Below are 20,997 nucleotides of genomic sequence, written 5' to 3' on the forward strand. Positions count from 1 at the left end.
GTCGGGTGATTCGGTACGGAGCGTGCCGCGCGAGGCGCGGCGGCGTCGCCGTGTGTCGGCGGCGCGAGCGGCTATTGTACTTCGCCGCCGGGTGTCGCTGGCACGACGCAGGCATTCGGGCGCGCGGCGGTCACAGCCACGCGGCGACGCCACCGTGCCCCGAGCACGTGCCGCGCCGGTGGCGGCTGAAGCTGTACGTGCCGTCGCGGCAGCGCGCGCTTGCACCGTCGGGCACGCGGCCCGATTTCGAACGCGCGGGCGCATGCACGGTTTCGCCGTCGCGGTTGCGATACGTGTCGTGACGGTCGAGATCGGCTTCGTTACCGTAACCGGGTGGCGCGCGGTACGCATATGCGGAAGGAGGCAGGGCGGCGCAGGCGACGAAGAGCGCGATCGACAGCGTCGCAACGCGCGTCGCGCGGCGGAGCAGGGCAGGCATGGTCTCTCTCGGTCTGTTGTTGTCGATGTCGAGCCGGTGGCCCGCGCCGCATGTTAGCCGATCGGCCAGCGGGCGGCGCCAGCGCCTCGCGGTGAAGCGACGTTACGCCGCGCCGGACATCGATGCCGCGCCGTCGGCCTGCGCGGCGTCGAGAATCCACCGGCGGAACGCGGCGACCTTCGGCCGTTCGGCGTGATGCGGCGGATAGACGAGGTAGTACGCGAAATCGTCGAGCCACGCGACGTCGGCGAGCTGCACGAGCCGGCCGCTTTCGAGCTCGCCGCGCACCATTGCTGCCGGCAGCAGCCCGGCGCCCTGGCCGGCGACGATTGCCTGCATCAACAGGCCCGAGTCGTCGAACGCGGGGCCGCGCGGCGGGCCGAAATCGTCGATCCGCTGTGCGCCGAACCAGATGTGCCAGCCCTTGCGCTCGGCGTCGTGCAGGTGCGGCCAGCCGACGAGATCGGCCGGGGTCGCCGGCATGCCGAGCCGTGCGACGAGTTCGGGCGACGCAAGCGCGACGATCTCCACCGTCAGCAGGCGCTCGCTGCACAGCCCGATGTAGCGACCGAGGCCGTGACGGATCGCGACGTCCACGCCGTCGCGCGCGAAATCCGCGAGTGCATGGCTCGTGACGATCTGCAGGTCGACGTCCGGGCAGGCGTGCCGGAACTGCGCGAGGCGCGGTACGAGCCACGCGGATGCGAAAAACGGCGTGACGCTCACCGTCAGCACACCGCTGTCGGCGGCGCCCGACACGCGCTGCGACGCATCGGCGATCTGCCGGAACGCGTTGCGCACCGGCGGCAGGTAGTCGCGACCGGCGGCCGTCAGCAGGATGCCGCGGTTGACGCGCTCGAACAGTTGCACGCCGAGATGCGACTCGAGCGTGCGGATCATCTGGCTCACCGCGCCGGGCGTGACCGACAGTTCTTCGGCCGCCGACTTCACCGACAGGTGGCGGGCGGCCGCTTCGAATGCGCGCAGCGCGTTGAGCGGCGGCAGGCGGGAACGATTCATTCAGTTTTTCTAAATCGAAAGGCCGACGAAATATCGTTTGAGGCGACGCGTACGCGCGAGTACCGTTGTCGCATCGGATCGTGTGCTTCAGGGCTGCCTTGCGGTGGCCGATGCGATCAACATAGTTCAACTATATCCATGAGGCAATCCGGATGCCGCGCGGCGTTCGGTGGGACCTGAGAGGAGCATTGTCATGAACCGCCCGGGTGCATCGCGCCTCTTCTACGGCTGGTACGTGGTCGCGGCCGCGTTCGCCGTCACGTTCGTCGGGTTCGGCAGCGCGTATACGTTCAGCGCGTTCGTCGAGTCGCTGCAGCGCGATTTCGCCGCATCGCGCGGGCAGATCTCGCTCGTGTTCTCGCTCGCCGGCTTCCTGTATTTCGGCTTCGGCATCGTCAGCGGGCCGCTTGCCGATCGCTTCGGCTCGCGGCGGCTCGCCATCGCCGGCATGCTGCTGACGGGCGCCGGGCTCGCGGCCGCCGGCGCCGCGCACACGCTGCTGCAGGTTTATGTCGCGTACGGGCTTGGCGTCGGCCTCGGCGTCGGCTGTGCGTACGTGCCGGCCGTCGGTGCCGTGCAGCGCTGGTTCGTGCGGCGGCGCGGTTTCGCGTCGGGGCTCGCGGTCGCGGGGATCGGCGTCGGCACGCTCGTGATGCCGCCGCTCGCGTCCGCGCTGATCGCGCATGTCGGCTGGCGCGGCGCGTATTTCACGTTGGCAGTGATCGCGGTGGTCCTGGGGGCAGGCATGTCGCTGCTGATCGAGAACGATCCGCGCGGGCGCGGGTTGCTGCCGGACGGCGATGCCGCCGGCGACGGCGGCCGGAATGCCGGTGCTTCCGTAGCCGGCGCGGCTGCCGCGGCCGTGCACGCTGGCGCGACGGTGCGCGAGGCCGTGACGTCGCGGCCGTTCGCGAGCCTCTACGCCGCATGTCTCGTGTGCTCGTTCGGCGTGTTCGTCCCGTTCGTTCACCTCGTGCCGTACGCGCTCGATCATGGCGTCGCGCCGTCGACGGCCGTGCTGCTGCTCGGTGCGATCGGCGTCGGCAGCACGGCCGGCCGCTTTTTCCTCGGCGGCCTTGCCGACCGCTTCGGCCGCCGCGCATCGCTGCTCGCGATGTTCGCGGGCATGGCCGTTGCGCTCGTCGCGTGGGCGGGCGCCGGCACCGTCGCGACGCTTGCCGCGTTCGCGCTCGTGTTCGGCGTGTTCTACGGCGGCTGGGTCGCCGTGTTGCCGGCAGTCGTGATGGACTACTTCGGTGGCCGCAACGTGAGCGCGATCATCGGCATCCTGTACACGAGCGTCGCGTTCGGCACGCTGATCGGGCCGGCCGCCGCCGGCTTCATCTACGATGCGGGAGGCGGCTATCTCGTGCCGATCCTCGCGAGCGCCGTCGCGAACGCGATCGCATTCGCCATCGTCGCGACCACCGGACGCACGCCGGTGGCCGCGCGTGCGGCCGGCGGATAGGCACGCGCCGCTGGGCGAGTCGCACGATTTCCGATAGGGTGGCCGGACCGTCAACCATCGACCAACGGTCGGGGAGGCATCGTGACATTCGACGAAGTCCGGCAGATCGCACTGGCGTGGCGGGGTGTCGAGGACGGTACGTCCTACGGCACGCCCGCACTCAAGGTGAAGGGCAAGATGCTCGCGCGGCTGCGCGAGGACGGCGACACGCTCGTCGTGAAGGGCGTCGGCCCCGACGAGCGTGCGTGGCTGATCGAGTCGGAGCCCGACGTGTATTACGTGACCGATCATTACGCGGGCTGGCCGATCGTGCTGGTACGCCTGTCCGCCGCGCATCCCGACGCCGTGAAAAACCTGCTTCTGCGAGAATGGCACGCGATCGTGCCTGCCAAATGGCGGGGCGAAGCGGCGCGCGGCGGGAACTGAACGTCCGGCACGCCACACGGCCGGAATGCGTTCGACAGAAGCGGCCCAACGGCACGCGAGCCGGCGTCGACCGAACCAGGCGTTGCATCGGTTCGCATCGATGCAACAAGTGGTCCCATCGAAATTCTTCAATTGGTTCTTAGTGAAGAACCGTTTGATGCTTACACTCCTTCGCTTCGAAGGCGGCTGACGACAGCCGATGGAAAGGGCGCACGCGATGCGCCGGCGCCCTGCGCGCCGCATCGCACCCGCAGCTTCGCAGACTGCGCGGCGCACCGACCCGAACGGCCCCATCCGGCCTCATGCCGCACGTGCGATACACGCGCGGTCGCAGCCGGATTCAAGAACGACAACTCCCCGCGCCGCCTTCACGCGATATCCGGTCAGACCGCCACCGATTTTTGGAGAGAGACAGATGAGTGGAAGCAACACAGGCCTCGGCACGGGCCTGAAGCAGCGTCACGTGACGATGATGTCGATTGCCGGCGTCATCGGCGCGGGTTTGTTCGTCGGCTCCGGCCACGCAATCGCGGAAGCCGGCCCGGCATCGATACTCGCGTATGCGATCGCGGGCGTGCTGGTCGTCCTGGTGATGCGCATGCTCGGCGAGATGGCCGTCGCGCATCCGGACAGCGGCTCGTTCTCGACCTATGCCGATCGCGCGATCGGCCACTGGGCCGGCTTCTCGATCGGCTGGCTGTACTGGTGGTTCTGGGTGCTCGTGATCCCGATCGAGGCAACGGCTGCGGCAACCATCCTCAATGCCTGGTTCCCGGGCATCGCGACCTGGATCTTCGCGCTCGGCATCACGCTGCTACTCACCATCACCAACCTCTTTTCCGTCAAGAACTACGGCGAATTCGAATTCTGGTTCGCGCTGATCAAGGTCGTCGCGATCGTCGTGTTCCTGTGCATCGGCGGCGCGGCGATCGTCGGGATCATTCCGGCGCCTGCTGTATCGGGCGTGTCGAACCTGTTCGCGCATCAAGGTTTCATGCCGAATGGTGCCGGCGCGGTGCTGGCGGCGATGCTGACGACGATGTTCTCGTTCCTCGGCACCGAGATCGTGACGATCGCGGCCGCCGAATCGGACAACCCGCAACGCCAGATCGTGCGTGCGACGAACTCGGTGATCTGGCGCATCACGCTGTTCTATCTCGGCTCGATTCTCGTCGTCGCGGCCATCGTGCCGTGGAACGACCCGCTGCTGCCGAAGCACGGCTCGTATCAGCGCGCGATGGAGCTGATCGGCATCCCGAACGCGAAGGCGATCATCGACGTGATCGTGCTCGTATCGGTCGCGAGCTGTCTGAATTCGGCGCTGTACACGGCGTCGCGGATGCTGTTCTCGCTGTCGAAGCGCAAGGACGCGCCTGCGTTCCTGCACCGCACCGATTCGACCGGTACGCCGCGTGCGGCGGTGCTCGCGTCGACCGCATTCGGCTTCGTGACCGTGATCGCGAACTACCTGATGCCGGAGCAGGTGTTCGGCTTCCTGCTCGCGACGTCGGGCGCGATCGCGCTGCTCGTGTATCTCGTGATCGCGATCTCGCAGCTGCGGATGCGCAAGACGCTCGAATCGAGCGGCGCCGACCTGACGCTGCGGATGTGGATGTTCCCGTGGCTCACGTGGGCGGTGATCCTGTTCATCTGCGGCACGCTGACCGTGATGTTCGTCAGCGAGGATCACCGGATGGAAGTCGGTGCGACGGCCGTGCTGGCGTTGATCGTGCTGCTCGCGTCGTGGCTGAACAAGCGCGGTCGCGATGCGCAGGCGAACGCGGGGCGGCGGGTGTCGGCGATGTGATGAAGTGACGAAGCGGCGGCGGACTGAGTGTTCGCCGTCGGCTGGCGGGGAGATTCCCGTCATGAAAAATGGCCTGATCGGCGAAAGCCGATCGGGCCATTTGCTTTTCGGGGCAAGCGGATGCCGTTCCCGGTTCGACACGGGTTGTTCGGCAACAACTTACGGCATTGAAATTTGTGGTCAAAAAATCGAACTTGTCTGATTTCGCCGGCGGCAACAACTTAATACATTGACCACTCCGATAACCGGGGTGAATCGATGGGCGAATCGATTTGGAATTCTTTGTTACCCAGCCGAATCTGGAAGCGAGATGGTTCGTTCATTCTCGATTACGGATCGCGTCTTTGCTGGATCATTGCGCCGGGTGCTGAACGATGAACGGGCAGCCGATGTCCCGCGTGCGCATTGCTTTTCGAGCCGGCGACGGATTCCCGTTGCACGGCACCTATTTCCCTGCTGCCTGCACAACCCGTTTCCCGGTGCTCATCTGTCCCGCAACGGGGCTTCGGCAGTCCTTTTACTTTCCGTTCGCGGATTGGCTGCGCGATGCAGGATATCCGACGTTCGTATTCGATTACCGGGGAATTGGCGCATCGCTCGGTGTGCGCCATGTACGCCAGTCGCGCGCGCGGAAGCAGGACTGGGGCCAACTTGACATGCCCGCTGCGCTCGCGTGGCTCCTTGGAGAAACCGGTGCGAGCAATGCGCATCTGATCGGCCATAGCGCCGGAGCGCAACTGGTCGGACTGATGCCGAATCACGCGTCGATCCGTTCGCTATGCGCAATTTCCGCGTCGTCCGGATACGTCGGCAACATCCGGTGGCCGAAGCGAATTGCCGCGTTGTCGCTGGCGAATCTCTACGTCCCGGTTACCGCGCATCTGCTCGGCTATGTGCCTGCCAGGGCGCTCGGCTGGGGCGACGATCTGCCTGCACGCGTCGGGCTTCAGTGGGCTCGATGGTGCCGCCGCCCCGGATATATGGCGAACGAGTTCGGGGTCGGCGTTGCGCGCCACTACTACAACGAATTCACCGCTCCCGTCACGGTAGTCGCCGCGACCGACGACCCGCTTGCAACGCCGGCCAATATCGAAGACTGGCTCCGACGGTTGCCGCAAGCCAGAAGCACCCTCCATTTCATCAGCCCGGAAAACTGCGATGGCCGAGCAATCGGTCACGTCGGCATGTTCCGTCGCCAGCATTCGTCGCTGTGGCCGGAACTCACCAGGGGATTGCGGAGTTGACGCTCAGGCGCGCTTGCGTCCTCGTATCAGGAGACCAGGATGGACGATTCAACCTGCGATGCAAAGGGTGCTGGTTCTTCGAAAACGAATTCGACGTCGCATCGGATGAGTTAAACGATACGTCGCATCTCGAGGCGCGCGTGAAGGATGAGGCCGAGCGCGGGATCAACGCGCCATTGCTGATAGGCGGCGAGCCCGCGTTGTATCTCGACCGGATAAGAATATTCCGGAAGCACATGCCGAAGGTGTCCGTTTCGACGAACGGCCTCCGACGAATCCCTTTCGAGGGCTTCGAAGATATCACCATCGCGGTCTCTGTATTCGGTGGCGGGCCGCTCGATGACGAACTGCGAGCGATTGGTCCGAATGGGAAGCGTTTCACCGGCTTGTTCGACAAGGCGCTGCTGAATTATCGCGACGACGAGCGGGCAGGTTTCGTCTACGCCGCGTCGATCGACGGAATTGCTTATATCGAAGAAACGGTGCGCAAGATCCGAGATAACGGAAATCGCCTGCTGTTCAATTTCTACAGTCCATACGATATTGCCGGGCCGCTTCGCCGACGTGGTGAGGAGCGGCTCCTGGATGTGTTGCTCGAATTGAAGGCGAAGTATCCGGAAACAGTGGCGAGCCATCCTTACTATCTGGCTGCACTCATGCGCGGGGAGACCATTTGGGGAGCGTTCGACCATACCAGTTGCCCGAGCGTCAGCGAAGCTCATCCGCAGAACGCCACGCGATTCGCGTCGGGGTGGCCCGCGTTGCCGAAATTCAACGCGTATCGCGCAAACATGCATACGCTGGCGCGCTGTTGCACATCGGGAGAATGTGCGAAGTGTCGCGACAGCCAGGCCGTGATGTCATGGTTGCTGGTCAATGCCAAGCACGTGATGCAGGAAGACGACGGGCTTAGAACGTGGACGGAAGTGGCGGAGAGCTATTTCAGTCAGTTTGTCTGGTCGAGATACCATCCGCGTAATCGTCTTGAGCATGTGTCGAGTCGTACGATGCAATGACGCGATGGGCGGCTCGTCCGGAAAAGAAAAAGCCCGCGGCAGCGGGCTTTTCATTGAGACCCTGATTTAACGCTCAGACGTTGAACAGGAAGTTCATCACGTCGCCGTCGTGCACGACATATTCCTTCCCTTCCGCGCGCATCTTGCCGGCTTCCTTCGCACCCTGTTCACCCTTGTAGGTGATGAAGTCGTCGAACGCGATCGTCTGCGCGCGGATGAAGCCGCGCTCGAAGTCGGTGTGGATCACGCCGGCCGCTTGCGGCGCCGTGTCGCCGATATGGATCGTCCACGCGCGCACTTCCTTCACGCCCGCGGTGAAGTAGGTCTGCAGGCCGAGCAGCTTGAAGCCCGCGCGGATCACGCGGTCGAGGCCCGGCTCTGCCATGCCCATGTCGGCGAGGAACGCTTCCTTGTCCGCGTCGTCGAGATCGGCGATTTCCGCCTCGATTGCCGCGCACACGGCGACCACCGGCGCATTCTCGCTTTCCGCGTACTTGCGCACCGCATCGAGGTGCGGATTGTTCTCGAAGCCGTCGTCCTTCACGTTGGCGACGTACATCGCCGGCTTCGCGGTGATCAGGCAGAACGGCTTGAGCAGCGCCTCTTCGTCGTCCGACAGCGCGAGGCCGCGCACGGCCTTGCCCTGGTCGAGCTGCGCGCGCACCTTGTCGAGCACCGCGACGAGCTTGGCCGCTTCCTTGTCGTTGCCCGACTTCGCGGCCTTCGAATAGCGCGTGAGCGCTTTCTCGACGGTGCTCAGGTCGGCGAGCGCGAGTTCGGTGTTGATCACTTCGATGTCGTCGATCGGGCTGACCTTGCCTGCGACGTGAATGACGTTCTCGTCCTCGAAGCAGCGCACGACGTGCGTGATCGCATCGGTTTCGCGGATGTTCGCGAGGAACTGGTTGCCGAGACCTTCACCCTTGCTCGCGCCCGCGACGAGGCCCGCGATGTCGACGAATTCGACGACGGCCGGCACGACGCGCTCGGGCTTGACGATCTCGGAGAGCCCCTTCAGGCGCGTATCGGGCACTTCGACGATGCCGACGTTCGGCTCGATCGTGCAGAACGGGTAGTTCTCGGCGGCGATGCCGGCCTTGGTCAGCGCATTGAACAGGGTGGACTTGCCGACGTTGGGCAAGCCAACGATGCCGCATTTGAGACTCATGGAATCCTTCGGACGGGTAAGGCGGCGCGGCCGGACAGGGCACGGCGGCGCGGGAAAAAAGGGCAGCTGGCGCCTGGGGCGCGGCAGGCCGACGGTCAAAGACGCTATTGTACCGTGCCGACGCCCCGGATTCCGGGGTTGCGCCGAACGGCCGATGCGGCGGGCCGCCGCGCCGCCGCATCGGCCTGCGATTCTGCTGATTTCCCGCAAAGTCCGGCCGCGTAAGGGTTTGGCCCCGCGGCTATAATGCCCGCCATGACTGCCCACCATTCCTTCGACGTCGCCGTGGTCGGCGGCGGGCTCGTCGGCAAGACGGCCGCGCTCGCGCTGACCCAGTCCGGCTACAAGACTGCCTTGCTCGCCCAGCCGGCCACGCCGCGCCCCGCCGATCTCGCGTTCGACACACGCGTCTACGCGCTGTCGTCCAGCTCGCAGGCCTTGCTCGAGCGGCTGCGGGTCTGGCAGGCGCTCGACCACAGCCGGCTCGCGCCCGTCTACGACATGCGCGTGTACGGCGATGCGCACGCCGAACTGCATTTCTCCGCGTACCAGGCCTCCGTGCCGCAGCTCGCGTGGATCGCCGAATCGTCGCTGGTCGAGACGTCGCTCGACGCCGCGCTGCGGTTCCAGCCGAACCTCATGTGGTTCGATGCGCGCGCGCAGGGCTTCGACGTGCGCGACGATGCGGCCGTGCTCACGCTGTCGTCGGGGCAGGTGCTGGAAGCGGACCTCGTCGTCGGCGCGGACGGCGCGCATTCGTGGGTACGCTCCCAAATGGGGGCCAAGGTCGAACGGCGCGACTATCGGCAGACGGGCGTCGTCGCGAACTTCAAGGCGTCGCTGCCGCACCGCGAGACGGCCTACCAATGGTTCCACGAAGGCGAGATCGTCGCGCTGCTGCCGCTGCCGGACGGCCACGTGTCGCTCGTGTGGTCCGCGCACACCGCGCATGCGGACAAACTGCTCGCACTCGATCCGGCGCAGCTTGCGGCCGAGGTCGAGCGCGTGTCGCACGGCCAGGTCGGCACGCTCGAATGCGTGACGCCGGCCGCCGGCTTCCCGCTGGCGCTGCAGACGGTCGACAAGCTGATCGCGCCGCGCGTCGCGCTCGTCGGCGATGCCGCGCACCTGATCCACCCGCTCGCGGGGCAGGGGATGAACCTCGGGCTGCGCGACGTCGCGGCGCTCGCCGACGCGATCGCTGCCAAGGAAAGTTTCCGCAACCTCGGCGATACGGTGCTGCTGCGCCGCTACGAGCGTTCGCGCCGCGAGGACATCCGCGCGCTGATGGTCGCGACCGACGGGCTGCAGCGACTGTTCGCGGTGCCGGGCTCGCTCGCGAAGGCGGTGCGCAATGCGGGCATGGCCTTCGTCGGCGCGCAGCCGCTCGTGAAGCGCTGGCTCGTGTCGGCCGCGCTCGGCTGATCGAACCTTCGGCCGCTTCGCCGGTCGGACTCGGTTCCGTTACGGCGTACACTGTGCCGTGCATACCGATTGAGCTGAAGGAAGATTTCGATGAAAAAAACGATCCGGATCGCGTCGCTGGCGCTGGCCGTCACGATGGCGACGCTGGGCTGCACCGCGCAGGCCGACCAGACCACCGACAAGCTGAAAGCCACGCTGCAGGCCCGTCTCGGCAGCGACGCGCCGATCAAGAGCGTGTCGAAATCGCCGGTCGCGGGCCTGTACGAAGTAAACCTCGGCTCGCAGATCATCTATAGCGACGCGGCGGGCGACTACGTGCTGCTCGGCGATCTCGTCGACACCAAGACGCACAAGAACCTGACCGACGCACGCCTGTCTGAAATCAACAAGATCGACTTCGCGAGCCTGCCGTTCGCGAATGCGATCAAGGTCGTCAAGGGCAACGGCGCACGCAAGATCGCGGTGTTCTCCGATCCGAACTGCCCGTATTGCAAGAAGCTCGAGACGACGCTGCAGTCGGTCGACAACGTCACCGTCTACACGTTCCTGTACCCGGTGCTGTCGCCGGATTCGACCGTGAAGTCGAAGGCGATCTGGTGCGCGACCGACCGCGCGAAGACGTGGGAGGGCTGGATGCTCGACCACCGTGCGCCGTCCGGCGCCGGTACCTGCGATACCAGCGCGCTCGACAAGAATCTCGCGCTTGGCCGCGGGATGAACGTCACGGGTACGCCGACGATCTTCCTGCCGGACGGCCGCCGCCTGCCGGGCGCGGTATCGGCCGACCAGCTCAACCAGGCGCTCGCCTCGAGCAAGTAACCGACCGACACGCCGGGCCGCAGGCCCTGCCAGCGAGGGGCGCCCGCATGATCTGCCGGCGCCTCTCTTCGTTTTCGCCGCCGTATTCGACCGATTGCCACGATGACCCAGCCGATCCGCTATTCGATTGTCCCGAAAGATCTTGCCGCGCACCTGTTCGAAGTGTCGGTGACGGTCGCCGATCCCGATCCCGAAGGCCAGCGCTTCTCGCTGCCGGTGTGGATTCCGGGCAGCTACCTCGTGCGCGAGTTCGCGCGCAATATCGTGACGCTCGGCGCGTTCAACGACGCGGGCCGCAAGGTGCGGATCGCGAAGACCGACAAGCACACGTGGCAGGCTGCACCCGTGACCGGCGCGCTGACGCTGCGCTACGACGTGTATGCGTGGGATCTGTCGGTGCGCTCCGCGTATCTCGACGAATCGGGCGGCTTTTTCAACGCGACGGCCGTGTTCCTGAGCGTCGCCGGCCGCGAGGACGCGCCGTGCGAAGTCGACATCGCGAAGCCGGCCGGCGCGGCGTTCCGCGCGTGGCGCGTCGGCACCGCGCTGCCCGAGGCGCGCGGCACGAAGCGTTACGGCTTCGGTGCGTATCGCGCTTCGAACTACGACGAGCTTTCCGACCATCCGGTGACGATCGGCGAATTCGCGCTCACGACATTCGACGCGCACGGCGCGCCGCACGACATCGTGGTCGCGGGGCGCGTGACGCAACTCGACCTGGAGCGGCTGCGGACCGACCTGAAACGCGTGTGCGAAGCGCAGATCGCGCTGTTCGAGCCGAAATCGAAGAAGGCGCCGATGGACCGCTACGTGTTCATGACGCTCGCGGTCAGCGACGGCTACGGCGGCCTCGAGCATCGCGCATCGACCGCGCTGATCTGCAACCGCACCGACCTGCCGGTGAAGGGGCGGCCCGAGACGACGGAAGGCTATCGCACGTACCTCGGCCTCTGCAGCCACGAGTACTTCCACACGTGGAACGTGAAGCGCATCAAGCCGGCGGCGTTCGTGCCGTACGACCTGACGCGCGAGAACTACACGTCGCTGCTGTGGCTGTTCGAAGGCTTCACGTCGTATTACGACGACCTGATGCTGGTGCGCAGCGGGCTGATGTCGCAGGACGAATATTTCGCGGCGCTCGGCCGCACAATCGGCAGCGTGCTGCGCGGCACGGGCCGGCTCAAGCAGAGCGTCGCGGAAAGCTCGTTCGACGCGTGGATCAAGTACTACCGTCAGGACGAGAACGCGACCAACGCGATCGTCAGCTACTACACGAAGGGTTCGCTTGTCGCGCTCGCGTTCGATCTCGCGATCCGCGCGCAGACGCGCAACCGCAAGTCGCTCGACGACGTGATGCGCCTGCTGTGGCAACGCTACGGTCGCGATTTCTATCGCGGCAAGCAGGCGGGTGTCGAGGAAAACGAAGTCGAGGCGCTGATCGAAGAAGCGACGGGCGTCGCGCTCGGCCGCCTGTTCGCCGACGCCGTGCACGGCACGCGCGACCTGCCGCTCGGCGAGCTGCTCGCGCCGTTCGGCGTGACGCTCGCGCCCGATGTCGCGAACGGCGCGGCCGCGAAGCCGACGATCGGCGCGCGCCTGCGCGGCGGCGTGGACTGCACGTTCGCGGCTGTCTATGAAGGCGGCGCAGCGCATCGCGCAGGGCTGTCGGCCGGCGATACGCTGATCGCGGTCGACGGGTTGCGCGTCACCGGCACGAACCTTGACGCGCTGCTCGCACGCTACCGGCCGGGCGACAAGGTCGAGGTTCACGCGTTCCGCCGCGACGAGCTGCGCACCGCGAAACTGAAGCTCGACGGCCCGGAAGTCACGCGCTACCGGCTGACGGCCGCAGCGAAGCCGGCTGCGGCATCGAAGGCCCGGGAAGCCTGGCTGAAGGGCTGAGTGGACGGTAGCGGGAATCGGGGCGCGAGGCGTAATTGTTCTACTGCTGCAACAATCCGTCGCCCTGAACCCGCTTTTTCCGGCCAATGCGGCCACGCACAATGGCGTCACTCGCGCTACCGAAGCGCAGCCCAACCGGAGCCTGACATGACGACCATTCTGCAAATCAATTCCGCTGCGCGTTCGCAAGGTGCGCAATCCACGCTGCTGGCCAACGAACTGACGGCAAAGCTGCAACAATCGAACCCCGGCGCGAACGTCGTGGTTCGCGATCTGCTGGCCGATGCGCTGCCGCACCTCGATGAATCGGTGCTCGGCGCGTTCTTCACGCCGGCCGACCAGCGCAGTGCGGAGCAAAATGCGATCGTCGCGAAGAGCGATGCGCTGATCGCCGAACTGCAAGCCGCCGACATCATCGTGATCGGCGCGCCGATGTACAACTTCGGCATCTCGTCGCAACTGAAGACGTACTTCGACTGGATCGCACGTGCAGGCGTCACGTTCCGCTACACCGAGAACGGTCCGGAAGGCCTGATCAAGGGCAAGAAGGTCCACGTGGTGACGGCCCGCGGCGGCAAGTACGCCGGTACGCCGAACGACAGCCAGACGCCGTACCTGCGCACGTTCCTCGGCTTCGTCGGCATGACCGACGTGAGCTTCATCTTCGCGGAAGGCCTGAACCTCGGGCCGGATGCGCAGAGCGCCGCGCTCGCCAGCGCACGCGAAGCGATTGCTGCCGCGTAAGGTCGATGCGGGTGCGACGCACCCGCTGCATCGTCCGAAAAAAAACGCCGCGTCCCGGAAGGGGCGCGGCGTTTTTGCATTCCTGCCGGTGTAAGAACCGGCGCGGCCGTTACGCGAGCGTCTCGGCCTCTTCCGGCAGGCGCCAGTCGATCGGTTCGCGGCCTGCTTCGACCAGATAGTCGTTCGCGAGCGTGAAATGGCGGCAGCCCAGGAAGCCGCGGTGCGCGGACAGCGGCGACGGATGCGGCGCCTCGAGCACACAATGCGAGCTCGCGTCGAACAAAGCGCGCTTCGCCTGCGCGTGCGCGCCCCACAGCATGAAGACGAGCCCGCGATGGCGGCCGGCGAGTTCGCGGATCAGCGTGTCCGTGCATTGCTCCCAGCCACGCTTCGCGTGGCTCGCGGCCGCGCCGCGCTCGACCGTCAGCACGGTGTTGAGCAGCAGCACGCCCTGGCGCGCCCACGTGTCGAGGCAGCCGTGGCGCGGCGTGTCGTGGCCGAAGTTCGCGGCGATTTCCTTGAAGATGTTGCGCAGCGACGGCGGCGTGCGAACGGCCGGCGGCACCGAGAACGCGAGGCCGTGCGCCTGCGGCGTGCCGCGATCGTCGCCATGGTACGGGTCCTGGCCGAGGATCACGACCTTCACGTCGTCCGGGCTCGTGAGGCGCAGCGCGCGGAATACGTCGGTCGGGTAGACCGTCTTGCCGGCCGCACGCTCGTCGTCGACGAAGCGGCACAGCGGCGCGTACGCGTCGCTGTCGGTAAAGGGTTTCAGCACGTTGCGCCAGACGGTCGGCAGCGCGTCGAATTGCGCGGCGAGGTGCGGGACGTCGGCGGCAACGGGCTGCGATACAGCGACGGCCGGGGCAGCGGTTTTCTTCGCGGGCTTGCGCCCTGCCGCGGGCGACGCGGAAGCCGGGGACGGAAGATCGGCCGGTGCCGTTTCCGGCACGGGATCGTCGAACAGCGACGCCTGTTGCGGCGCGCGGGGAGTCTTGCGGGTTGCCATGCGTGATGCGTGTTTATTGCGCGCGCAGCCGGTAGCCGCGTTGCGCCTTGCTGATGTTTTCGGGAGCGAGGCCCGGCAGCGCCTGCTGCAGTTCGGCGGCGAGCGTCGCGAGCGCCGCTTCCGGGCCGTCGATCAGTTCGAGTTCGATTTCGCTGATCGGTTCGCGGCGCGTTTCGTGTTCCGCCTGGACGACGATCTCGCCGAGGTCCACCGCGGCTTCGACGGTTGCGCCGCCGATTGCGATGCGCCACAGCGTACGCGAAAAATCCGTGCGGAACAGCGCGTGCAGCGCGCCCGCCGCGTGATTCAGCGCGGCGGCGGCTTCCGGCACGTCGCAGGCGGCGACGAGCGCATCGATCTCGAGCGCGTCGCCGGCGACGGGCAGTTCCCATTCGTGGCGGCGATGCAGGCCGCCTTCCGCGCTGCCGACCGTCTTGAACGTCTGCAGCCAGCCGTGCGGCGCGCGGCGCACGCGCACCGCGCTCTTCGAGCGGGCCAGCGCGAGATCGGGCGTGTCGTAATAGACGTTCGCGAGCGTGATGTCGTGGCCGGGTTCGCCGGTCAGCGTCTCGAAGAAGCGCCGCGCGGCCTCGGCCTGGCCGGCCGGCAGCGCGAGCTTGATTTCCTTTTCGATCGCCATCAGAAGAACATCCGCGCGAGTTCCTCGCCCGGCTGCTCGGCGCGCATGAATGCTTCGCCGACGAGGAACGTGTTCACGTTCGCCGCGCGCATCGTGTCGACGTCGGTGCGCGACAGGATGCCCGACTCGGTGACGACGATGCGGTCCTGCGGAATCATGTCGAGCATGTCGAGCGTGGTCTGGATCGACGTCTCGAACGTACGCAGGTTGCGGTTGTTGATGCCGAGCAGCGGCGTCTTGAGCGTCAGCGCCTGTTCCATTTCGTTGCGGTCGTGCACTTCGACCAGCACGGCGAGGCCGAGCGAGTGCGCATACGCTTCGAGATCCTGCATCAGCGGCGTATCGAGCGCGGCGGCGATCAGCAGGATCGCGTCGGCGCCCATCGCGCGCGCCTCGAGGATCTGGTACGCGTCGACGATGAAGTCCTTGCGCAGCACCGGCAGCGTGCAGGCCGCGCGTGCCTCTTCGAGGTAGCGGACGCTGCCCTGGAAGAACTGTTCGTCGGTCAGCACCGACAGGCACGCGGCGCCGTGCGCCGCATACGAGCGCGCGATGTCGGCCGGCACGAAATGCTCGCGCAGCACGCCCTTCGACGGGCTTGCCTTCTTGATTTCGGCGATCACCGCGGCGTCGCCGGCCGCATGCTTCGCACGCAGCGCACCGACGAAGTCGCGCAGGTCGCGCGCGGATGCGTCCAGCTTCAGTGCCTCGAGCGGCGTGCTGCGCATGGCCGCCGCGACTTCTTCGCGCTTGACGGCGATGATTCGGTCGAGAATGTCGCTCATGTGGATTCCTGCTTGAGTCGTAAGGGGAGTCAGCGCTTGAACTGCTGCGTGAAGCGCACGAGTTCGTCGACTTTCGCGCGGGCCTTGCCGCTTGCGATCGCTTCGCGGGCGAGCTGGATGCCGTCCGCGATCGATTCGGCGACGTTCGCCGCATAAAGCGCGGTGCCCGCGTTCAGCGTGACGATTTCACGCGCGACGCCCGGCTGGTTGTCCAGCGCGCCGAGCAGCATCGTGCGCGATTCGTCGGCATTTTCCACCTTCAGCGTGCGGTTCGACACCATCTGCAGGCCGAAGTCCTCCGGATGGATCTCGTATTCGTGCACCTTGCCGTCGCGCAATTCGCCGACGAGCGTCGCGGCGCCGAGCGAGACCTCGTCCATCCCGTCCTTGCCGTACACGACGAGCACGTGCTGCGCGCCGAGGCGCTGCATCACGCGCACCTGGATGCCGACGAGGTCGGGGTGGAACACGCCCATCAACTGGTTCGGCGCGCCGGCCGGATTGGTCAGCGGGCCGAGGATGTTGAAGATCGTGCGCACGCCGAGCTCGCGACGCACGGCCGCGATGTTCTTCATCGCCGGGTGATGGTTCGGCGCGAACATGAAGCCCATGCCCGTTTCGGCGATCGACGCGGCCACCTGGTCCGACTGCAGGTCGATGTTCACGCCGAGCGCCTCGAGCACGTCGGCGCTGCCGGACTTGCTCGACACGCCGCGGTTGCCGTGCTTCGCGACCTTCGCGCCGGCCGCCGCCGTGACGAACATCGACGCGGTCGAGATGTTGAACGTGTGCGAGCCGTCGCCGCCGGTGCCGACGATGTCGACGAAGTTCGAGTTGTCCTGCACGTCGACGTGGTTCGCGAATTCGCGCATCACGGTCGCGGCGGCGGCGATCTCGCCGATCGTCTCCTTCTTCACGCGCAGCCCGGTGATGATCGCGGCGGCCATCACGGGCGACAGGTCGCCGCGCATGATGAGCCGCATCAGGTGCAGCATCTCGTCGTGGAAGATCTCGCGGTGTTCGATCGTGCGCTGCAGCGCTTCCTGCGGGGTAATCGTCATCGTGAGGCTCCGGTCAGGCGGCTTGCGCGGCCGCGGCGCGGGCCTGCTTCAGGAAATTTTCGAGCAGCGCATGGCCGTGCTCGGACAGGATCGATTCCGGGTGGAACTGCACGCCTTCGATCGGCAGCGTCTTGTGGCGTACGCCCATGATTTCGCCGTCGTCGGTCCAGGCGGACACCTCGAGGCAGTCGGGCAGCGATTCGCGCTCGATCGCGAGCGAGTGGTAGCGCGTGACGTCGAAATGCTTCGGCAGGTCGGCGAATACGCCGCGGCAGTCCGTTTCGATCCGGCTCACCTTGCCGTGCATGATGGTCTTCGCGCGCACGACTCGGCCGCCGAATGCTTCGCCGATCGCCTGGTGGCCGAGGCAGACGCCGAGGATCGGCTTCTTGCCCGAAAATTCGCGCAGCACGTCGAGCGTGATGCCCGCGTGCTGCGGGTTGCTCGGGCCCGGCGACAGGCAGATAGCGGCGGGATTCAGGCGCGCGATCTCGTCGAGCGTGATTTCGTCGTTGCGGTGCGTGTGCACGTCCTCGCCCAGTTCGCCGAAGTACTGGACCAGGTTGTAGGTGAACGAGTCGTAGTTGTCGATCATGAGCAGCATGGTCAGTCTCCGGTCAGAAGTCGCTATCGAGGCCGTCTTGGACCTGTTCGGCCGCACGCAGCACCGCGCGCGCCTTGTTCTCGGTCTCTTGCCATTCGGATTCGGGCACGGAATCGGCGACGACGCCGGCCGCCGCTTGCACATACAGGTTGCCGTTGTGGATCAGGCCCGTGCGGATCGCGATCGCGAGATCCATCTCGCCCGAGAACGACAGGTAGCCCACCGCACCGCCGTACAGCCCGCGCTTGATCGGCTCGAGCTCGTCGATCAGCTCCATCGCGCGCACCTTCGGCGCACCGGACAGCGTGCCGGCCGGGAACGTCGCGCGCAGAACGTCGTAGTTCGTCATGCCGGGCTTCAGCTTGCCTTCGACCGAGCTGACGATGTGCTGCACGTGCGAATACTTCTCGATGACCATCTTGTCGGTCACCTGCACCGAGCCGATTTCCGCGATGCGGCCGACGTCGTTGCGCGCGAGGTCGATCAGCATCACGTGCTCGGCGATCTCCTTCGGATCGTTGAGCAGCTCGGTCGCGAGTTCCGCGTCGCGCTCGGGCGTGTTGCCGCGCGGACGCGTGCCGGCGAGCGGGCGAATCGTGACGATCTGGTCTTCGCCGCGCTTTTCCTGGCGTACGAGGATTTCCGGCGACGCGCCGACCACATGGAAATCGCCGAAGTTGTAGTAGTACATGTATGGCGACGGATTAAGCGAACGCAGCGCGCGATACAGCGACAGCGGATTGTCGCGGTACGGCTTCGTCAGCCGCTGGCCGACCTGGATCTGCATCAGTTCGCCGGCCGCGATGTATTCCTTCGCCTGGCGCACGGCGGCCAGATAGTCTTCCTTCTTGAACTCGCGGAACGTCTCGGTGCGCACGCTCGCCGACGTGACGGGCGGCTGCACGGTCGTGCGCAGGCGCTGCTTCAGTTCGCGCAGGCGTTGTTTCGCCTTCGCGTAGGCTTCCGGCTGGCCCGGGTCCGCGTAGATGATCAGGTAGAGCTTGCCGGCGAGGTTGTCGATCACCGCGACTTCCTCGGTCAGCAGCAACTGGATGTCGGGCAGGCCGAGATCGTCGCGCGGCGCGGAGTTCGCGAGCTTCTTCTCGATATAGCGCACCGCGTCGTAGCCGAAATAGCCGGCGAGACCGCCGCAGAAGCGCGGCAGGCCCGGACGCTGTGCCACCTTGAAGCGCGCCTGGAACGATTCGATGAACTGGAACGGGTCGCTGTCATGCGTCTCGACGACCTGGCCGTCGCGCACGACTTCCGACACGCCGTTGCGGGTGCGCACGAGCGTGCGTGCGGGCAGGCCGATGAACGAGTAGCGGCCGAAGCGTTCGCCGCCGACCACCGATTCGAGCAGGAACGAGTTGGCGCCCGCGCGTTCGGGCTGGGCCAGCTTCAGGTAGAGGGACAGCGGCGTTTCGAGATCGGCGAGGGCTTCCGCGATCAGCGGGATACGGTTGTAGCCTTCGTTCGCGAGCGATTGGAATTCGAGTTCGGTCATGTTCCGGTCCTGTTCGGGACGAGCGGCGGCGTGCGCCAGGGATCACTTGACGCTGCGCGGGTTGCCGTCGGCGAAAGGGCGGTCGATCGAGAAGTGCCTGTTGCCGGCCGGCACTCCGGGCGTGAACGTCGCGAGCCTGCGGCCGATCCTGAACGCAAGCGTTCGGACGCGGTGGAACTCGAGGTGGTGCGACGATCGGCGCGCGGATGCGCAGCGAGATAAAAAACGGCGCTGAAGACGTGCTTCAGCGTACCTCATCGAAGAGGTTAGCGCGACCAGCGACGCCAGGGCCAGGCTCCCCGGTCGATGCTGCTCAGACTCCGTTTTTTATTCAGAAACATGCGGATGGAAGAAATAATCAGAGGGTTGGCCGGCCGGCGTTGTGCGCGGTGATCGCGCGGGCTGCGACCAGCAACGAATCGACTATACCATCCGAATTTATCGTTTGTATAGCTTTGCCGTGGTTGTAGCCGTACGGCACCGTCAGCGTCGCCATCCCGGCCGCACGGCCCGCCAGCGCATCGTTTTCCGAGTCGCCGATCGCGACCGCTGCGTCCGGCGCGACACCGAGCGCGTCGCAGGCCGTCAGCATCGGCAGCGGATCGGGCTTCTTGCGCGCGACGCTGTCGCCGCCGAGCACGATGCCGAAGCGATCGGTCAGCCCGTATTGTTCGAGCAGCTCAACCGCGAAACGGTGCGGCTTGTTCGTCACGCATGCGAGCCGGATGCCGGCCGCGCGCAGCGCGTCGAGACCGGCAGCCACGTCCGGATAGAGGCGCGTGTGGCGGCCGTTGATCTTCGCGTATTCGGTCTGGTAGATCGCCAGCGCGTCGTCGAAGCGCGCGTGCGCCTCGTCGGCCGTGAAGCGCGGTTTCAACACGCTGTGGATCAGGTGTTCGGAGCCTTTGCCGACGTAGCCGATCACCTCGTCGCGCGACGTGGCCGGCGCGTCGAGCTGCGCGAGCATCCCGTTCAGGCCGGCCGTGAAATCGTCGGCCGTGTCGACCATCGTGCCGTCGAGATCGATCAGCGCCGCGTCGATGCGCGGCGCGGCGAAGCGGATCGGGGCGGCGTCCGTGGCGGCCCCGGCCGGCGCATGGCCGGCGAGCGAGGATTCGGCCATGGCGTCAGTTCCGCTCGACGGTGGCGAGCGCGGCGCGCATCTCGTCGATCACCTTGCGGTAGTCGGGCTTGCCGAAGATCGCCGAACCCGCGACGAAGGTGTCGGCGCCGGCCGCCGCGATTTCCGCGATGTTGTCGGTCTTCACGCCGCCGTCGACCTCGAGCAGGATCTCGCGGCCCGTGCGTTCGGTGTATGCGTCGATGCGCGCGCGTGCTTCGCGCAGCTTGTTCAGCGTTTCCGGAATGAACGACTGGCCGCCGAAGCCGGGGTTGACCGACATCAGCAGCACGAAGTCGAGGCGGTCCATCACGTGGTCGAGGTAGTTCAGCGGCGTGGCCGGGTTGAATACGAGACCGGCCTTGCAGCCGTGGTCGCGGATCAGCGACAGCGTGCGGTCGATGTGATCCGAGCCTTCCGGGTGGAAGCTGATCAGGTTCGCACCGGCCTTCGCGAAATCGGGCACGATCCGGTCGACCGGGCGCACCATCAGGTGCACGTCGATCGGCACCTGCACGTGCGGGCGGATCGCTTCGCACACGAGCGGGCCGATCGTCAGGTTCGGCACATAATGGTTGTCCATCACGTCGAAGTGGATCCAGTCGGCGCCGGCGGCGACCACGTTGCGGACTTCTTCACCGAGCCGTGCGAAATCGGCCGACAGGATGCTGGGAGCGATGCGGAATTGGGTCATGGCAGGGGAGCGGGGGACGTTGCGGCGCAAAACCGACATTCTACCGCCCGGCGGCCGGCGCGCGGCGGCGGGCCGTGCGGTTGCGGCCCGAATCCGCAT

At 66.3% G+C, this 20,997-nt stretch carries 21 protein-coding genes; 10 read left to right on the top strand and 11 right to left on the bottom strand.

Annotated features, from left to right (window positions below; translation table 11 throughout):
- Positions 1-130 precede the first annotated feature (130 nt).
- Positions 131-439: a DUF3761 domain-containing protein gene (locus R9B84_RS02435; protein ID WP_065500859.1), complete on the bottom strand. Its 309-nt coding sequence runs from the start codon at positions 437-439 to the stop codon at positions 131-133.
- A gap of 102 nt (positions 440-541) precedes the next feature.
- Positions 542-1,459, bottom strand: a complete 918-nt coding sequence (gcvA, locus tag R9B84_RS02440) for a transcriptional regulator GcvA (protein WP_423759080.1) — start codon at positions 1,457-1,459, stop codon at positions 542-544.
- A gap of 193 nt (positions 1,460-1,652) precedes the next feature.
- Between gcvA and R9B84_RS02445 the strand changes: the two genes are divergently transcribed.
- The 6 genes from R9B84_RS02445 to R9B84_RS02470 all read left to right on the top strand — a co-directional run bounded on the left by R9B84_RS02445 (position 1,653) and on the right by R9B84_RS02470 (position 7,420).
- Entirely contained in the window at positions 1,653-2,927 is a 1,275-nt protein-coding gene (locus R9B84_RS02445; protein WP_423759081.1) for an MFS transporter, read from the top strand.
- Between the two features lie 81 nt (positions 2,928-3,008).
- Positions 3,009-3,353, top strand: a complete 345-nt coding sequence (locus R9B84_RS02450) for an MmcQ/YjbR family DNA-binding protein (RefSeq protein ID WP_423759082.1) — start codon at positions 3,009-3,011, stop codon at positions 3,351-3,353.
- Between the two features lie 415 nt (positions 3,354-3,768).
- Positions 3,769-5,160 carry a GABA permease gene (gene gabP / locus R9B84_RS02455; RefSeq protein WP_423759083.1) on the top strand — a complete coding sequence of 464 codons (1,392 nt, stop codon included), beginning with the start codon at positions 3,769-3,771 and terminating at the stop codon, positions 5,158-5,160.
- A gap of 61 nt (positions 5,161-5,221) precedes the next feature.
- Positions 5,222-5,362, top strand: coding sequence for a hypothetical protein (locus R9B84_RS02460; protein WP_423759084.1), 141 nt, complete (start codon positions 5,222-5,224; stop codon positions 5,360-5,362).
- A 172-nt stretch (positions 5,363-5,534) separates the two neighbouring features.
- Positions 5,535-6,404 (top strand): alpha/beta fold hydrolase, encoded by an 870-nt coding sequence (locus tag R9B84_RS02465; RefSeq protein WP_423759085.1) that lies wholly within the window; start codon positions 5,535-5,537, stop codon positions 6,402-6,404.
- Positions 6,401-7,420 (top strand): radical SAM protein, encoded by a 1,020-nt coding sequence (locus R9B84_RS02470; protein ID WP_423759086.1) that lies wholly within the window; start codon positions 6,401-6,403, stop codon positions 7,418-7,420. The genes R9B84_RS02465 and R9B84_RS02470 overlap by 4 nt, the downstream gene beginning before the upstream one ends.
- 73 nt (positions 7,421-7,493) lie before the next feature.
- Here R9B84_RS02470 and ychF read toward each other — a convergent pair whose 3' ends face one another.
- Positions 7,494-8,588, bottom strand: coding sequence for a redox-regulated ATPase YchF (gene ychF / locus R9B84_RS02475; protein ID WP_096472355.1), 1,095 nt, complete (start codon positions 8,586-8,588; stop codon positions 7,494-7,496).
- Positions 8,589-8,834: 246 nt separating this feature from the next.
- Here ychF and R9B84_RS02480 point away from each other — a divergent pair, with 246 nt between their 5' ends.
- The 4 genes from R9B84_RS02480 to R9B84_RS02495 all read left to right on the top strand — a co-directional run bounded on the left by R9B84_RS02480 (position 8,835) and on the right by R9B84_RS02495 (position 13,478).
- The gene (locus R9B84_RS02480) at positions 8,835-10,013 is read left to right on the top strand and encodes a UbiH/UbiF family hydroxylase (RefSeq protein ID WP_423759087.1); all 1,179 of its coding nucleotides are present in this window, start codon (positions 8,835-8,837) and stop codon (positions 10,011-10,013) included.
- A 90-nt stretch (positions 10,014-10,103) separates the two neighbouring features.
- Positions 10,104-10,832, top strand: coding sequence for a DsbC family protein (locus tag R9B84_RS02485; RefSeq protein WP_423759088.1), 729 nt, complete (start codon positions 10,104-10,106; stop codon positions 10,830-10,832).
- 102 nt (positions 10,833-10,934) lie between these two features.
- Positions 10,935-12,734 carry a M61 family metallopeptidase gene (locus R9B84_RS02490; RefSeq protein WP_423759089.1) on the top strand — a complete coding sequence of 600 codons (1,800 nt, stop codon included), beginning with the start codon at positions 10,935-10,937 and terminating at the stop codon, positions 12,732-12,734.
- A gap of 147 nt (positions 12,735-12,881) precedes the next feature.
- A complete protein-coding gene (locus R9B84_RS02495) occupies positions 12,882-13,478 on the top strand; it encodes an FMN-dependent NADH-azoreductase (RefSeq protein WP_423759090.1) in 597 nt (198 codons plus the stop codon).
- A 109-nt stretch (positions 13,479-13,587) separates the two neighbouring features.
- Here the strand turns inward: R9B84_RS02495 and R9B84_RS02500 are convergent, their stop codons facing one another.
- The 8 genes from R9B84_RS02500 to rpe all read right to left on the bottom strand — a co-directional run bounded on the left by R9B84_RS02500 (position 13,588) and on the right by rpe (position 20,898).
- Positions 13,588-14,487, bottom strand: a complete 900-nt coding sequence (locus R9B84_RS02500) for a uracil-DNA glycosylase (RefSeq protein WP_423759091.1) — start codon at positions 14,485-14,487, stop codon at positions 13,588-13,590.
- A 13-nt stretch (positions 14,488-14,500) separates the two neighbouring features.
- On the bottom strand, positions 14,501-15,127 hold the full coding sequence (locus tag R9B84_RS02505) for a CYTH domain-containing protein (RefSeq protein ID WP_423759092.1): 627 nt from the start codon (positions 15,125-15,127) through the stop codon (positions 14,501-14,503).
- Positions 15,127-15,912: an indole-3-glycerol phosphate synthase TrpC gene (trpC, locus tag R9B84_RS02510; protein WP_423759093.1), complete on the bottom strand. Its 786-nt coding sequence runs from the start codon at positions 15,910-15,912 to the stop codon at positions 15,127-15,129. The genes R9B84_RS02505 and trpC overlap by 1 nt, the downstream gene beginning before the upstream one ends.
- A gap of 29 nt (positions 15,913-15,941) precedes the next feature.
- Entirely contained in the window at positions 15,942-16,973 is a 1,032-nt protein-coding gene (gene trpD, locus R9B84_RS02515) for an anthranilate phosphoribosyltransferase (protein WP_423759094.1), read from the bottom strand.
- Positions 16,974-16,986: 13 nt separating this feature from the next.
- The gene (locus R9B84_RS02520; protein WP_423759095.1) at positions 16,987-17,577 is read right to left on the bottom strand and encodes an aminodeoxychorismate/anthranilate synthase component II; all 591 of its coding nucleotides are present in this window, start codon (positions 17,575-17,577) and stop codon (positions 16,987-16,989) included.
- A gap of 13 nt (positions 17,578-17,590) precedes the next feature.
- Positions 17,591-19,084 carry an anthranilate synthase component I gene (gene trpE, locus R9B84_RS02525; RefSeq protein ID WP_423759096.1) on the bottom strand — a complete coding sequence of 498 codons (1,494 nt, stop codon included), beginning with the start codon at positions 19,082-19,084 and terminating at the stop codon, positions 17,591-17,593.
- 358 nt (positions 19,085-19,442) lie between these two features.
- Complete coding sequence (locus R9B84_RS02530) at positions 19,443-20,207, bottom strand: phosphoglycolate phosphatase (protein ID WP_423759097.1); 765 nt, start codon at positions 20,205-20,207, stop codon at positions 19,443-19,445.
- Between the two features lie 4 nt (positions 20,208-20,211).
- Positions 20,212-20,898 carry a ribulose-phosphate 3-epimerase gene (gene rpe / locus R9B84_RS02535; protein WP_069221879.1) on the bottom strand — a complete coding sequence of 229 codons (687 nt, stop codon included), beginning with the start codon at positions 20,896-20,898 and terminating at the stop codon, positions 20,212-20,214.
- Positions 20,899-20,997: the final 99 nt, after the last annotated feature.

It is taken from the genome of Burkholderia sp. NLJ2, from assembly GCF_049487195.1.
Classification (GTDB): Bacteria; Pseudomonadota; Gammaproteobacteria; order Burkholderiales; family Burkholderiaceae; genus Burkholderia; species Burkholderia pyrrocinia.